The organism is Rothia santali, from assembly GCF_024199905.1.
Classification (GTDB): Bacteria; Actinomycetota; Actinomycetes; order Actinomycetales; family Micrococcaceae; genus Rothia; species Rothia santali.
Map to the genome: position 1 here is coordinate 23,990 of NZ_JANAFB010000005.1, position 13,940 is coordinate 37,929.

13 protein-coding genes are annotated in these 13,940 nt (G+C 72.1%); 1 reads left to right on the top strand and 12 read right to left on the bottom strand.

What is annotated here, in order from left to right:
- Positions 1-128: 128 nt before the first annotated feature.
- The 3 genes from NBM05_RS03215 to rimP all read right to left on the bottom strand — a co-directional run bounded on the left by NBM05_RS03215 (position 129) and on the right by rimP (position 2,326).
- Positions 129-527, bottom strand: coding sequence for a YlxR family protein (locus NBM05_RS03215; RefSeq protein WP_309248102.1), 399 nt, complete (start codon positions 525-527; stop codon positions 129-131).
- Positions 528-599: 72 nt separating this feature from the next.
- Positions 600-1,586, bottom strand: a complete 987-nt coding sequence (nusA, locus tag NBM05_RS03220; protein WP_254165076.1) for a transcription termination factor NusA — start codon at positions 1,584-1,586, stop codon at positions 600-602.
- A gap of 128 nt (positions 1,587-1,714) precedes the next feature.
- The gene (gene rimP / locus NBM05_RS03225; RefSeq protein WP_254165078.1) at positions 1,715-2,326 is read right to left on the bottom strand and encodes a ribosome maturation factor RimP; all 612 of its coding nucleotides are present in this window, start codon (positions 2,324-2,326) and stop codon (positions 1,715-1,717) included.
- Between the two features lie 121 nt (positions 2,327-2,447).
- Here rimP and NBM05_RS03230 point away from each other — a divergent pair, with 121 nt between their 5' ends.
- Positions 2,448-3,434, top strand: a complete 987-nt coding sequence (locus NBM05_RS03230; protein WP_254165080.1) for a hypothetical protein — start codon at positions 2,448-2,450, stop codon at positions 3,432-3,434.
- Positions 3,435-3,559: 125 nt separating this feature from the next.
- On the opposite strand, the gene NBM05_RS03235 is transcribed toward NBM05_RS03230, so the two are convergent.
- The 9 genes from NBM05_RS03235 to NBM05_RS03275 form a co-directional block, all read right to left on the bottom strand.
- Positions 3,560-4,354: a TSUP family transporter gene (locus NBM05_RS03235; protein ID WP_254165082.1), complete on the bottom strand. Its 795-nt coding sequence runs from the start codon at positions 4,352-4,354 to the stop codon at positions 3,560-3,562.
- Between the two features lie 30 nt (positions 4,355-4,384).
- Positions 4,385-6,187, bottom strand: coding sequence for a proline--tRNA ligase (locus NBM05_RS03240; RefSeq protein WP_254165083.1), 1,803 nt, complete (start codon positions 6,185-6,187; stop codon positions 4,385-4,387).
- 80 nt (positions 6,188-6,267) lie between these two features.
- On the bottom strand, positions 6,268-7,200 hold the full coding sequence (locus NBM05_RS03245; RefSeq protein ID WP_254165084.1) for a GNAT family N-acetyltransferase: 933 nt from the start codon (positions 7,198-7,200) through the stop codon (positions 6,268-6,270).
- Between the two features lie 11 nt (positions 7,201-7,211).
- Positions 7,212-8,372: a flavodoxin-dependent (E)-4-hydroxy-3-methylbut-2-enyl-diphosphate synthase gene (gene ispG / locus NBM05_RS03250; protein WP_254165085.1), complete on the bottom strand. Its 1,161-nt coding sequence runs from the start codon at positions 8,370-8,372 to the stop codon at positions 7,212-7,214.
- A 142-nt stretch (positions 8,373-8,514) separates the two neighbouring features.
- Positions 8,515-9,873 carry a M50 family metallopeptidase gene (locus NBM05_RS03255; protein WP_254165086.1) on the bottom strand — a complete coding sequence of 453 codons (1,359 nt, stop codon included), beginning with the start codon at positions 9,871-9,873 and terminating at the stop codon, positions 8,515-8,517.
- Positions 9,873-11,180, bottom strand: a complete 1,308-nt coding sequence (gene dxr, locus NBM05_RS03260) for a 1-deoxy-D-xylulose-5-phosphate reductoisomerase (protein WP_254165087.1) — start codon at positions 11,178-11,180, stop codon at positions 9,873-9,875. Before dxr ends, NBM05_RS03255 begins: the two co-directional genes overlap by 1 nt.
- Positions 11,181-11,374: 194 nt before the next feature.
- On the bottom strand, positions 11,375-11,641 hold the full coding sequence (locus NBM05_RS03265; RefSeq protein ID WP_254165088.1) for a GlsB/YeaQ/YmgE family stress response membrane protein: 267 nt from the start codon (positions 11,639-11,641) through the stop codon (positions 11,375-11,377).
- A 221-nt stretch (positions 11,642-11,862) separates the two neighbouring features.
- Positions 11,863-13,497 carry a monocarboxylic acid transporter gene (locus tag NBM05_RS03270; protein ID WP_254165090.1) on the bottom strand — a complete coding sequence of 545 codons (1,635 nt, stop codon included), beginning with the start codon at positions 13,495-13,497 and terminating at the stop codon, positions 11,863-11,865.
- Positions 13,494-13,898 (bottom strand): DUF485 domain-containing protein, encoded by a 405-nt coding sequence (locus NBM05_RS03275; RefSeq protein WP_254165092.1) that lies wholly within the window; start codon positions 13,896-13,898, stop codon positions 13,494-13,496. Before NBM05_RS03275 ends, NBM05_RS03270 begins: the two co-directional genes overlap by 4 nt.
- Positions 13,899-13,940 lie beyond the last annotated feature (42 nt).

Below are 13,940 nucleotides of genomic sequence, written 5' to 3' on the forward strand. Positions count from 1 at the left end.
CAGACCGTTTAGTTCCGGATAAGGTCCCCGGCGACCGGATCGGTCGCGGGAACGCCGTTGGCAGAGCACGGTGAGGTACTCATTGCGCGGCACTCATCGGGTTTCCATCGGTTTTCTGGCTCGCTTTCTCAGGACACGTCGGTGCCCGTTGACTTAGGTTGGCGTGACCCCCGGTCGGATCCGGGTCCTGCCGGACCCTCCGCCCACCGGCGGAGGAGCTCCTCCGTGGCGACGGCCCGGCGGAAGGACCTCGCGAAGGACTTCGCGCGGACCGCCCGCTCGAGGCACGTGCGGTCGGGATGCAGCCAGGCGCCGCGGCCGTGGGCGGATCGCTCGGGATCCGGCACGACGACGTCGGGAGACTGCCCCTCCGAGGGCCTCAGGGTCACACGTACTAGTGCGGTCTGGTCATCGATCGCGCGGCACCCGATGCAGGTACGTCGCCCGGGAGGAGAAGACATGAGGTGCCCTCGCTCTCGGATGACGGGCGCCACGGGACGCCGCACGGTCTGATCACCGGAGACCATTCTAGACCCTGTGCGCGCAATCCCCCAATGCCTGAGGCCCAGCCCACACCGCCGGGCGGCGCGGGGGCCTTCTCAGAGGCCCTCCTGCCCCCTGGCCTTGGACTCGGCGATGATGTCGATGCGCCAGTTGGTCAGCTTGGCGGCCAGGCGGGCGTTCTGCCCCTCCTTGCCGATGGCCAGGGACAGCTGGTCGTCCGGCACGATGGCGCGGGCCTGGTAGCGCCCGGTCGTGTCGACCTCGACCCGGGCGACCCGCGCGGGGCTCAGGGCCCCCGCGATGAAGGCGGCGGGGTCCTCGGAGTAGCTGACGATGTCGATCTTCTCGTTGTTCAGCTCGGAAGTCACGGCGCGCACGCGCGAGCCCATCTCGCCGATGCAGGAGCCCTTCGCGTTGATCCCCGGACGGGTGGCGCGGACCGCGATCTTGGTGCGGTGGCCGGCCTCGCGGGCCACGGCCATGATCTCGACCGAGCCGTCCTGGATCTCCGGGACCTCGTGCTCGAAGAGCCGGCGGACCAGGTCGGGGTGCGAGCGGGAGAGCGTGATGGAGGGCCCCTTGAACCCGCGCCGGGCCTCGACCACGTAGGTGCGGATGCGCCCGCCGTGCTCGTAGCGCTCGCCGGGCACCTGCTCGTGCGGGGGCAGGACGCCCTCGACCGTGCCCAGGTCGATCTGGACCATGTTGTTCCGGCCGCCCTGCTGGATCTGGCCGGAGACCAGCTGGCCCTCTCGACCGCGGAAGTCGCCCAGGATCTGGTCGTCCTCGGCCTCGCGGAGGCGCTGGAAGATCACCTGCCGGGCGGTCGAGGCGGCGATGCGGCCGAAGTTGCGCGGGGTGTCGTCGAACTCCCCCACCACGGTCCCGTCCTCGTCCACCTCGGGGGCGATGATGCTCACCCGGCCGGTGGTCCGGTCCACCACGGCGCGCGCGTCGTGGATGGCGCCCGGGTTCTTCTGGTACGCGAGCAACAGGGCCGACTCGATCATGGAGATGAGCGCCTCCACCGGGATGTCGCGCTCCTTCTCCAGCAGCCGGAGGTTGCTCATGTCGATGTCCATTGCTGAACCTTTCTCGCGTGCGCTACCGAAACGCCGGAACGCGGGTGCGTTCCGGCGCCGGTCGCGCGGCTCCCCGCGGGGAGCCGCGCCAATCGATTAGTCTCGCGTCCAGTCTAGCGAGCCGGGGCTCACTGGTTGAACTCGACCTCCACGTGGGCCTTCTGGACGTCGCCGAGGTCCAGTCGCTCGGACTCCTCGTACTTCTCCGGGACCCCCTTGGGGGTGTCCCTCTTCCGCCGGATCGTGGCGGTCGAGCCGTCGGTCTCCTCCAGCCGGGCCAGGAAGTTCGCCCGGGCCGTGACGATCCGCACGAGGCGGCCGCGGGAGCGCTTCCAGTGCCGGGGCTCGGTGAGCTTGCGCGTCGCGCCGGGCGAGGAGACCTCCAGCAGGTACTCGCTTTCCGGCTCGTCGTCGGCCTCGTCCAGGGCGGCCGAGAGCGCGCGGGAGACCTCCGCGATCGTGTCCAGCGCCACGGAGCCCTCCTTGTCCTCGGCGAGGTCCACGACCACCGAGAGGGTCTGGCCGTTCCCCGCGCCCCGGGCGGTGATGTCCTCCAGGACGAGGTCGAACTGCTCGACCACGGGCTCCAGGCGGCCCCGGATGCGCTCGAGGTCGACGCTGTCCGCGAGCGCGCTGCGCGGGTGGGCCCGGTCGGAGTAGCCGGCATTGGCCTTCTCCCGCGCGACCTTCCGGCGCGACCTCGACGTCGACGACGTCTTCTTCTGCTGACCGTTCGACATGGTTCCTCCTCGTGGAGTCGTGGATCGTTGCTTCGCCCCAGCCTAGCGCCGCCGGCGGGGAGCCCCGTGCCATGATGGGACCGAAGGACCCCGTTCGGCTGCCCGCGGAAAGGACACGACCATGAGGATCCCCCTGCCCCAGCGCATCTCCGCCCTCGTCCTGTCGATCCTGCTGGTGCTGCTCCTGGCGCTCGCGGGGGTCCTGTGGTGGAGGGTCTCCGCCGCCTCCCCCGCGCTCGAGGCGCAGACCCGGGCCGCCGAGGAGCTGCTGGGCGTGCGGGCCGCGGTGGCGGACGGCGTCGTGGAGGATCCCGACGGCGTCCTGGAGCGGCGGATCGACGAGCAGCTGGCCGTGCTCGCCCCCGCCGCCCGGGAGAAGGCCGGCGAGCCCGCCGCCCCCGAGCCCGGGGAATCCCCGGCGCGGATCTTCGACGACTCCGCGCAGCGGCTGTACGAGCTCTCCGGGAGCCAGGACCTCGAGCCCCGCCAGGCGGCGCTGCTGGGCTCCATCGCCGTCAGCCACTGGCTCACCGCCCGCGGCCTCGAGGGCACCCTCCAGGAGGTCCCCTCGCTCGAGGGGCGGACCGCGGACTCGCTCGACGCCCTGCTGGGCGCCTCGCCCGCCGACGCCGCCCTGTCCGCCGGCCTGTGCCCCGACGGCGCGGCCGACGACGCCCGCAGCCGCGCGGTGGGCGAGGCCCTCTCGGAGCTCTACGCCACGACCTGGTCCGACGACGTCCTGGTCGCCCGCACCGAGGCCGACGCCCGGGAGCCGGTGACCGAGCAGAGCATCCGCGACGTCGCCCGGGTCCATGCGGGCCAGCTCGGCGAGCTGCGCCGCTCGGTCCCGCCGGGGTGCCAGGGCATCCCCCAGCCCGCCGCGGCCTACGCGATGCCCGACGCCGACCCGGCCCAGCTCCGCGCGCAGCAGTCAACGGCCCTGTCCGAGCGCACCTTCGCGATCCTCGCGGCCGAGGGCGGGCGCTCCTCCGCCGAGACGTGGCGGTCCTGGTCCCTCCGGTGGCTCGCGGTCAACACCGCGCTGGGCTCCTCGCCGGCCTCGGTCCCGGCCCTGCCCGGCACGCCCGCGGGGGCCGGCACGGACTGACCGGCCGGTGGCGGGCCGGCACGGATTGACCGGCCGGTGGCGGCCGGCACGGATTGACCGGCCGGTGGCGTGCGGCGCTCGGCGGCCCGGCGGCCCGTTCGGCCCACCCGCGCCGGACGACCCCGTCAGGCGAGCAGCTCCCGGTAGACGTCCCACGCCATCTTCGCGATCAGCACCAGCACGACGGCGAGGAAGACGACCCGGATGAACCGGTTGCCGCGAGCGACGGCGCTGCGGGCGCCCACGTAGCCGCCCAGCATGTTCGCCGCCCCCAGCACGAGCCCCAGCAGCGGCACGAGCGAGCCGTTGAGCGAGAAGAACAGCAGCGCGCCCAGGTTGGTCGCGAGGTTGACCACCTTGGCCTGCGCGCTGGCCCGCAGGAAGCTGAAGCCCAGGAGCGTGATCATGCCGATGATCAGGAAGGACCCGGTGCCCGGCCCCAGGATCCCGTCGTAGAACCCGATGCCGACGCCGAGCGCCGTCCCGATCAGCGCCTGCTCCCGCCGGGCGCGCTGCGGCCGCTCCAGCTGCCCCGCCTGCGGCCGGGCGACCGTGAAGGACGCGACGCCGATCAGCGCGGCCAGGATCACCGGCTTGAAGACCTCCGCGGGCAGCAGCGAGGCGACCGAGGCCCCGCCGAAGCTCCCGCAGAACGCCACCGCGGCCATCGGCAGGGCCGGTCGCAGCGGGGCCGTGGTGCGGCGGTAGAAGGTGACGGCGCTGGTCGCGGTGCCGAAGACCGAGCCCATCTTGTTGGTGGCCAGCGCCTGGACGGGCGACATGCCCGGGATCAGCAGGACCACGGGCAGCTGGATGAGCCCTCCCCCGCCGACGACGGCGTCGACCCACCCCGCCGCGAACCCCGCGACCACGATGAGCGTCAGGATCCCCGGGTCCAGCGACTCCAGGACGGCGGTCACCCGCGGCCCCCCGAGCCGTGCCGCGGCGCCTCAGCCGGCACGGACCTCGGCGATCGCCTCGGCGACGGCGTTGTCCAGCGGGATCTCCCGCGACTCGCCCGAGCGGCGGTCCTTGAGCTCGACCGTCCCGTCCTTGAACCCCCGGCCCACGACCAGCACGGTCGGCACGCCGAGCAGCTCGGCGTCGCCGAACTTCACCCCGGGCGAGACCTTGGGCCGGTCGTCGAAGAGCACCTCGAGGCCGGCGGCCTCCAGGTCGGCGACGAGTGCCTCGGCGCCCTCCATGATCTCCGGGCCCTTGCCGGTGGCGACGACGTGGAGGTCGGCCGGCGTGAGGTGCCGGGGCCAGATGAGGCCCTTCTCGTCGTGATTGGCCTCGGCCACGGCCGCGAGCGCGCGGGTGACGCCGACGCCGTAGGACCCCATGGTCACGGTCGTGAGCTTGCCGTTGGCGTCGAGCACGCGCAGCCCCAGGGCCTCGGCGTACTTGCGGCCCAGGGCGAAGATGTGGCCCATCTCGATCCCCCGGGCGGTGGACAGCGGCCCGGAGCCGTCCGGGGCCGGGTCGCCCTCGCGGACCTCGCAGGCCTCGACGACGCCGTCGGCCGCGAAGTCGCGCCCCATCACGAGGTCGAAGACGTGCCGGTCCCGCAGGTTGGCGCCGGTGATCCAGGCGGAGCCCTCGACGACGCGCGGATCCACGAAGTACGGGATGCCCGTCGGGGAGTCCTCGCCCAGCAGGGGCGCGTCCAGGCTCAGGCCCGGGCCGATGTAGCCCTTGACCAGCATGGGGAACGAGCGGAGGTCCGAGTCCTGGGCCTGCTCGACCTCGACCTCGCCGCCCGCGCCCAGCGCGACGCCGAGGCTCACCTCGAGCCGCTTGAGGTCCACGGCGCGGTCGCCCGGCACGCCCACGCCCACGACCCGGCGCTCGCCGGTCGGCAGGCTCACCGCCACCAGGACGTTCTTGAGCGTGTCCGCGGCGGTCCACTCCCCCTCCTCGCGGGGGTGCAGCTCGTTCGAGCGGTCCACGAGGGTCTCGATCGTCGGGGAGTCGGGGGTGTGCTCGACGTGCGCGGCCGGCGTCGCGGAGGCGTCGACCGGCTCGGGGGCCACGGTCGTGACGGCCTCGACGTTGGCGGCGTACCCGCCCTCCGAGCGCACGAAGGTGTCCTCGCCGATCGGCGTCGCGTAGAGGAACTCCTCGGAGCGGGAGCCGCCCATCGCGCCGGACTGCGCCCTGACGATGACCATCTCGAGCCCCAGCCGCTCGAAGATGCGCTGGTAGGCGCCGCGGTGGGCGAGGTAGGCCTCGTCGAGCCCGGCGTCGTCGGCGCTGAAGGAGTAGGAGTCCTTCATGACGAACTCGCGCCCGCGGAGCAGGCCCGCGCGGGGCCGGGCCTCGTCGCGGTACTTGGTCTGGATCTGGTACAGCGTGACGGGGAGGTCCTTGTACGAGGAGTACAGGTCCTTGACCAGCAGGGTGAACATCTCCTCGTGGGTCGGCGCGAGGAGGTAGTCGGAGCCCTTGCGGTCCTGGAGGCGGAAGAGGTTCTCGCCGTACTCGGTCCAGCGGTTGGTGGCCTCGTAGGGCTCGCGGGGCAGCAGCGCCGGGAAGTGGACCTCCTGACCGCCGATCGCGTTCATCTCCTCGCGGACGACGCGCTCGACCTTACCGAGCACCGTGAGGCCCAGCGGCAGCCAGCTGTAGATCCCCGGGGCGGCCCTCCTGATGTACCCGGCCCGCACCAGCAGCTTGTGACTGTCCACCTCGGCGTCGACGGGGTCTTCGCGCAGCGTGCGCAGGAACAGGGTGGAGAGGCGAAGGGCCAAGGAGGTGTCCGTTTCTCGTCGTCGGGTGCTGCCGGGTGTCCCAGCAAGTCTAGAACAGCTGAAAAGCGCGCCGCCAGCCGTCAGAACAGCACGGTCGCGAAGGTGTCCACCTGGTCGAACCCGACTCTACGGTAGAGGGCCCGGGCCCGCAGGTTGTACCCGTTGACGTAGAGGCTGATCGTGGGGTGCTGTGGCCTGATCAGCCGGCAGGCCTGCGCGAGCAGCCCCTCAGAGAGCCCCTGGCCGCGCAGCCGGGGCGCGAGCCAGACGCCCTGCAGCTGGCAGATCCCCTCGGCGGCGAGGCCGACGTCGGTCTTGAAGACGACGTCCCCCGCGGCGTCGTGGGCCAGCACCGTGCGGCCGGCGGCGACGCCCTCGGCGATGCGGCGGGCGTAGCCGGCGGGGTCGCGGGCGAGCGGCGAGTAGCCGACCTCCTCGGTGAACATCGCGATGGCGGCCGGCAGGAGGGCGTCGACGTCGCGGGAGGAGGCCCAGCGCACCGGGGTCACCCCGGCGCGGCGGGCGTGGTCGGCGTCGGCGGCCTCGAGGGCGGCGTCGGCGCGCAGCACGAGCAGGGGCTGCTCCGGGCGCACGTCGAAGGGCTGGTAGCCGGCTTGCTCGAGGCCCTCCCCGAGGACCGTGACCTCCCGGGCGGGGCCGAAGATCGAGGAGATCTCGCGCTCGGTGGCGCTCACGTAGGCCACGACCCGGGACAGGTGCGCCGGCGCCAGGTGCACGGGCACCAGGTTGGCGCCGAACCACACCGCGCCCGCGAGCCGCGGGGCCCCGCCCGGGCCGCCGGGCTCGAAGACCCCGAGGAAGGGCGAGGCCGTCCGGGCCCGCGTCAGGAACGACGGGCCCGGCAGGCCGATCCGCTGGAAGTGCTCGAGCGCGAAGAGATTGGCCACGGGGCGCGAGCGGATCATGTCCTGCAGCGGCTCGGCGTCCTCCTGGGTCAGGGGACGCACCGTGGGCCCGGTGACCCGGTCCAGCCGCTGCCGCAGGAATCGCATCGGACGCGCGATCAGCTCACGGAGACCGAGGGCTCGCCCTCGGGGAGCTCGCCGTTGGCCTCCATCTCCTCGGCGATGCGGTTGGCCTCCTCGATCAGGGTCTCCACGATCTGGTCCTCGGGCACGGTGCGGATGACCTCGCCCTTGACGAAGATCTGGCCCTTGCCGTTGCCGGAGGCCACGCCGAGGTCGGCCTCGCGGGCCTCGCCTGGGCCGTTGACGACGCAGCCCATGACGGCCACGCGCAGCGGCACCTTCATGCCCTCCAGCCCCTCCGTGACGGAGTTCGCGAGCTCGTAGACGTCCACCTGGGCCCGCCCGCACGAGGGGCAGGAGACGATCTCGAGCTTGCGGGGGCGCAGGTTCAGCGACTCCAGGATCTGGTTGCCGACCTTGACCTCCTCCACGGGAGGGGCGGACAGCGAGACGCGGATGGTGTCGCCGATGCCCTTCGAGAGCAGGGCCCCGAAGGCGGTCGCCGACTTGATGGTGCCCTGGAAGGCCGGGCCGGCCTCGGTCACGCCGAGGTGCAGGGGCCAGTCCCCGGCCTCGGCGAGCAGCTCGTAGGCGCGGACCATGACCACGGGGTCGTTGTGCTTGACCGAGATCTTGAAGTCGTGGAAGCCGTACTCCTCGAACAGCGAGGCCTCCCACACGGCCGACTCCACGAGAGCCTCGGGGGTGGCCTTGCCGTACTTCTGGAGCAGGCGGCGGTCCAGCGAGCCGGCGTTGACGCCGATCCGGATCGAGGTGCCGTGGTCCTTCGCGGCCTGGGCGATCTCCTTGATCTGGTCGTCGAACTTCCGGATGTTGCCCGGGTTCACGCGGACCGCGCCGCAGCCGGCCTCGATCGCGGCGAAGACGTACTTGGGCTGGAAGTGGATGTCCGCGATCACGGGGATGTTGGACTGCTTGGCGATGATGGGCAGCGCCTCGGCGTCCTTGTCCGTGGGGCAGGCCACGCGCACGATGTCGCAGCCCGACGCCGTGAGCTCGGCGATCTGCTGCAGGGTCGCGCCGATGTCGTGCGTCTTGGTGGTGGTCATCGACTGCACGCTGACCGGAGAGTCGGAGCCCACGCCCACGGCGCCCACCTGGATCTGCCGGGTCTTCCGACGCGGCGCGAGTACGGGCGGGGGCGGGGCGGGCATGCCAAGGTTGACCGAGGTCAAATCGTTCCTCCGAAAGAGATGGCTGGTATAGGGACGGCGTACCGCACTGGGCACAACGCATCCAACGTTCCCATTGTGCCCCACAACCGGGGTGAGGCCGACGACAGGGGGGTGTGATTTCACGCTGGGCGCGAGCGCCGGCTCAGAACACCCGCACGGGGTCGAAGATGTCCGCCGCGATCAGCAGGACCGTCATGCCGATGAACGCCGCCGCGACCCCGTAGGTCAGGGGCAGCATCCGCACCGGGTCGAACGGGCCCGGGTCCGCGCGCCGCCGGAGCCGCGCCCAGGCCCGGCGCAGCCCCTCCCACAGCGCCCCGGCGACGTGCCCGCCGTCGAGCGGCAGCAGCGGGAGCAAGTTGAACATGAACAGGCTGAAGTTCAGGGTGCCCAGGACCGAGATGAGCGAGGCCACCTTGGCGTCGGTGGGGATCCGGTCGGTCGCGGTGAGCTCGCCGGCGACCCGCCCGACGCCGACCACCGACATCGGCGAGTCGGCCGGTCGCTCCTGGTCGGTGAACAGCGCCGCGCCGACCTCCCAGAGGCGCACGGGCAGCTTGACGATCACCCCGACGATCTGCCCGAAGGTCTGGCCCACGACGGCGGGGACCTCCGTGATGCTCCCCGGCACCAGCTCCTGGGTGGGCCCGACCCCGATGAAGCCGACCGGCACGGTCTCGTACTGGCCGGCGTCGTCCAGCACGGGCAGCCCCGAGGCGTCGAGGACGGGGCGTTCGGTCACGATCGGCTCGATGCTGAGGGCGACCTCGGCGCCGTCGCGCTCCACGACGACCGGCACCCGCCGGTCCCCGCCGTCCCGGATCAGCCCGTTCAGCTGCTCCCAGGACCCCACCGCCTGCCCGTCGAAGGACACGATGCGGTCCCCCGGCTCCAGGCCGGCGGCGAGCGCCGGGGACTGCGGGTCGCCGGGCCCGCACTGCTGCGCCGCGTCCTCCTGGCCCGCCTGGACCTTCTGGACGCACTGGCTCACCGAGGCGACCGTGGTGCTGGGCTGGGCCGTGCCGAACCCGGTCACGACGACGCTGAGGCACACGATCCCGATCAGCAGGTTCATGAGCGGCCCGCCGAGCATGATGACGATCCGCCGGTGGATCGGCAGCCGGTAGAACTGCCGGTCCTCGTCCCCGGGGAGCAGCCGCCCCTCCTCGACGCTGCGGGTCTCGGCGGCGAGCTGCTGGAACAGCCCCGTGGAGTCGGCGGTAGCGGTGCCGCCCTTCGACGGCGGGTACATCCCGATCATCGAGATGTAGCCGCCCAGCGGGATCGCCTTGATCCCGTACTCGGTCTCGCCCCGGCGCCGGGAGAAGACCGTGCGGCCGAAGCCGACCATGTACTGGGTGACCCGCACGCCGAAGAGCTTGGCGGGGATCAGGTGCCCGACCTCGTGCAGCGCGATGGACAGCGCGATGCCCACGGCCATGACAAGGATGCCGAGGAGGAACAGCGGCCAGGAGCCGGTGAACAGCTGCAGGAGGTCCATCAGGCCCGGACCCCCAGCAGCTCGTCGGTGCGCTCGCGGGCCCAGCGCTCGGCGCGCAGCACAGCCTCGACGCTGAGGTCCTCGTCGGGGGTGTGGGCCCCGGAGCCCGGGTGCTCGGCCAGGACCGCGCCCACGGTCTCGACGATCTCGGTGAAGCGGATCGTCCCCGCGTGGAAGGCGGCGACGGCCTGCTCGTTGGCGGCGTTGAAGACCGCGGGCCCCGTGCCGCCGGCGCGCGCGGCCTCCTTGAGCATCCGCACCGCGGGGAAGGCCTCCTCGTCCAGGGGCTCGAAGGTCCAGTCCTGCGGGGCGTCCCACGCGCAGCCCGAGGCGATCCCCGCGACGCGGTGCGGCCACGTCAGGCCGAGGGCGATGGGCAGCCGCATGTCCGGCGGGGAGACCTGGGCGATCGTGGAGCCGTCGACGAACTCCACCAGCGAGTGGACCATCGACTGGGGATGGACGGCGACGACGATGCGGTCGAGGTCCACGCCGAAGAGCAGGTGGGCCTCGAGGACCTCCAGGGCCTTGTTGACCATCGTCGCGGAGTTGGTGGTGACCACCAGTCCCATGTCCCAGGTGGGGTGGGCCAGGGCCTCCCGCGGGGTCACGTCCCGCAGCTCCTCCCGCCCGCGGCCGCGGAAGGGGCCGCCGGAGGCCGTGACGACCAGGCGGGAGACCTCGCGGTCGGCCCCGCTGGCCAGGGCCTGCGCGAGCGCAGAGTGCTCGGAGTCGACGGGGATCAGCGGCTGCTCGAGCGGGCTCGCGGCGACCGCCTCCTGGACCAGGCGGCCCCCGGCGATCAGCGACTCCTTGTTGGCCAGCGCCAGGCGCTTGCCGGCGTTCAGGGCGGCCAGCGTGGGGGCCAGGCCGATCGAGCCGGTGATGCCGTTGAGCACCGTGTCCCCCGGGGCCTCGGCGGCCACGGCGGCGGCCGCCTCGGGGCCGTGGAGGATGACCGGGGCGTAGGCGGCGCCGGTGCCGGCCCCGACCTCGGCCGCGATCAGGGTCCGGAGGCGCTCGGCGTCGTCGGCCGTCCCGCTGGTGGCCACCACCCCCGGGCGGTGCCGGGCCGCCTGGGCGGCGAGCAGCGGGAGGTTCCCCGCGCCGGCCGCGAGCGCGGTGACGGTCAGCTCGGGGGTGGCGTCGGGACCGTCCTCGGCCCGCAGCGCCGCGCAGTGCTCCACGACGTCGAGCGCCTGGGTCCCGATGGAGCCGGTGGACCCGAGGATCGCGACGGCCCGCGCGGGGGGCGCCTCGACAGATGCGGCGGACGGCGAGGCGGCGGGGACGGAACCGAATTTCATGACCTCCAGTCTAGGCCCGCACCCTGAGCGCGCGCCCCGAGGTCGCCCACCCCGCGCACCGCGCCTCTGCCGGGGCCCGAGGCGGGGTCCGCACACGAGAAGACCCGGTGCGCGGGAGGATTCGCATCCATCCCGCGCACCGGGTCAACTCGTCAGGCGGCGGCTCCGGGGCCGCGCGCCTCAGGCTCGGGCGATTAGGCGCGGCGCTTGCGCCCGGTCACCAGGCCCCAGATCAGCAGCACGATGATCGAGCCGACGATCGCGAGGATCCAGGTCTGCAGCGACCAGAAGTTCTCGAGCGACGCCCCGAAGATCGCGGACCCGAGGAAGCCCCCGATGACCGCGCCGACGATGCCGAGGATCATCGTGATGATGATGCCCCCGCCCTGACGACCGGGCAGGATCGCCTTAGCGATCGCGCCGGCGATGATTCCCAATACGATCCAACCGATGATTCCCATGACATGTCCTCTCTAGGCCCCCGTGCCGGTGAGCTCATGGCGTCCGACCCCAGGGTTGCGATGTGACTTTACGAAGGCTTCAACTGTGTCAGACGTGCGCCTGACGTGGGCTCATTCTCCGGTCAGCAGAACTACCCCACCTCACCGGCTTCGGGCCGGATCCGCCGTGGTATGCGCGGGCGTGTGCCACGGTGGCCGTGCCGCCGGGCGGAGGCGAGGACTCAGTGCTCGACCGCCTTCTCCGCTCCGATGCCTGTCAGCGAACGCACCTCCATCTCTGCCTGCTTGCGACGATCCTCGCGGGTGCGGGAGGTGACCGACCCGATCCAGCCGAGGAGGAAAGCGGCGGGGATCGAGACGATCCCCGGGTTGCTCAGGGGGAACAGCGCGAAGTCGGCGGTCGGGATCATCGAGGTCTCCCTCCCGGACATGACCGGGGAGAACACGATCAGCACGACCGAGAGGATCAGCCCGCCGTACATCGAGAAGACCGCCCCGCGCGTGGTGAAGCCCCGCCAGAACAGCGAGTACACGATCGTCGGGAGGTTGGCCGAGGCCGCGACGGCGAAGGCGAGCGCGACGAGGAAGGCCACGTTCTGCCCCTGCGCGCCGATCCCGCCGCCGATCGCCAGCAGCCCGATGACGACCACGGTCGCCTTGGCCACCCGGATCTCCTTGCGGGGATCGCTCTTACCCCGGCAGATGACGTTGGTGTAGACGTCGTGGGCGAAGGAGGCCGACGCCGTGATGGCCAGCCCCGCGACGACGGCCAGGATCGTGGCGAACGCGACCGCCGCGATGACCCCCATCAGCAGCGAGCCGCCGAGCTCGAAGGCCAGCAGCGGCGCCGCGGAGTTGACCCCGCCCGGCGCCTCCGCGATCCGCTCGCTGCCGATCATCGCCGCCGCCCCGTACCCCAGGACCAGGGTGAACAGGTAGAACAGCCCGATCAGCACGATCGCCCAGACCACCGACTTCCGCGCCTCCTTGGCGGTGGGCACGGTGTAGAACCGCATCAGCACGTGGGGCAACCCCGCCGCGCCGAAGACCAGCGCCAGGCCGAGCGAGATGAAGTCGAGCTTGGTCAGGTTGCTCGCCCCGTACTGCTGCCCGGGCTCGAGGATCGCCTCGGTGCCCGAGGTCTCCACGGCGGCTCCCAGCAGCTCCGAGAGGTTGAAGCCGTTGAGCGCCAGGATCCAGACAGTCATGACGGCCACGCCGGTCAGCAGCAGCACGGCCTTGATGATCTGCACCCAGGTGGTGCCCTTCATCCCGCCGATCAGCACGTACACGATCATCAGCGCGCCGACGACCACGATGACCAGCGACTGCCCCGCCCGGGAGCTGATCCCCATCAGCAGCGAGACCAGCGCCCCCGCGCCGGCCATCTGCGCGAGCAGGTAGAAGAAGGTCACGGCCAGCGTCGCGATGCACGCCGCGACCCGCACCGGCCGCTGCCGCAGCCGGAAGGAGAGCACGTCGGCCATGGTGAACTTGCCCGTGTTCCGCAGCAGCTCGGCGACCAGCAGGAGGGCCACCAGCCAGGCGACCAGGAAGCCGATCGAGTAGAGGAACCCGTCGTACCCCTGCACCGCGATCGCCCCCACGATCCCCAGGAACGACGCCGCCGAGAGGTAGTCGCCCGCGATGGCCAGCCCGTTCTGGGTGCCGTTGAAGGACCGCCCGCCGGCGTAGTAGTCGGCCGCGGTCTTGTTGTTGCGCGAGGCGCGCAGCACCACCACGAGGGTGACGGCCACGAACGCCCCGAAGATGGACATGTTGACCCAGGGCGTGCCCACGGTCTCGGTCTCGGCCGCGCTCAGCAGGACCGGCCTCGTCTCCTCCAGGACTCTCATCGGGCGGCACCTCCCGCCCGGCCGGCGTCGGCGTCGTCGAACTCCCCGGCCTCCAGCTCCTCGCGCAGCCGCACGGCGCGCGGGTCCAGCCGGCGGTTGGCGAACAGGACGTACCAGGCGGTGATGCCGAAGGTCGAGGCGAACTGCAGCAGGCCCCAGACGATGCCCACGTTCACGTTCCCCACGACTTTGTGGGACATGAAGCCGGGCGCGTACATCGCGGTCACCGCGTAGGCCAGGTACCACACCAGGAACGCGACCGTCAGCGGGAAGACGAAGCTGCGGTGGGTGCGCCGGAGCTCCTGGAAGCTAGGGTCGGCCTGGGCCCTGACGAAGTCGATGGGTCCGTGCTCCTCGGCATCAGCCCGGGGGGCCGCGTCGGGGGGTCCGTGGGATGTCATAGGTGCCTCCTCAAAGCTGTGATGCAAGCAACACTACCTGGT

What these genes read in the sequence shown, in the direction of transcription:
- NBM05_RS03215 (WP_309248102.1), bottom strand. Translation starts at nt 527, where the DNA reads ATGGTCTCCGGTGATCAGACCGTGCGGCGTCCCGTGGCGCCCGTCATC.
- nusA (WP_254165076.1), bottom strand. Translation starts at nt 1,586, where the DNA reads ATGGACATCGACATGAGCAACCTCCGGCTGCTGGAGAAGGAGCGCGAC.
- rimP (WP_254165078.1), bottom strand. Translation starts at nt 2,326, where the DNA reads ATGTCGAACGGTCAGCAGAAGAAGACGTCGTCGACGTCGAGGTCGCGC.
- NBM05_RS03230 (WP_254165080.1), top strand. Translation starts at nt 2,448, where the DNA reads ATGAGGATCCCCCTGCCCCAGCGCATCTCCGCCCTCGTCCTGTCGATC.
- NBM05_RS03245 (WP_254165084.1), bottom strand. Translation starts at nt 7,200, where the DNA reads ATGCGATTCCTGCGGCAGCGGCTGGACCGGGTCACCGGGCCCACGGTG.
- NBM05_RS03255 (WP_254165086.1), bottom strand. Translation starts at nt 9,873, where the DNA reads ATGGACCTCCTGCAGCTGTTCACCGGCTCCTGGCCGCTGTTCCTCCTC.
- dxr (WP_254165087.1), bottom strand. Translation starts at nt 11,180, where the DNA reads ATGAAATTCGGTTCCGTCCCCGCCGCCTCGCCGTCCGCCGCATCTGTC.
- NBM05_RS03265 (WP_254165088.1), bottom strand. Translation starts at nt 11,641, where the DNA reads ATGGGAATCATCGGTTGGATCGTATTGGGAATCATCGCCGGCGCGATC.
- NBM05_RS03270 (WP_254165090.1), bottom strand. Translation starts at nt 13,497, where the DNA reads ATGAGAGTCCTGGAGGAGACGAGGCCGGTCCTGCTGAGCGCGGCCGAG.
- NBM05_RS03275 (WP_254165092.1), bottom strand. Translation starts at nt 13,898, where the DNA reads ATGACATCCCACGGACCCCCCGACGCGGCCCCCCGGGCTGATGCCGAG.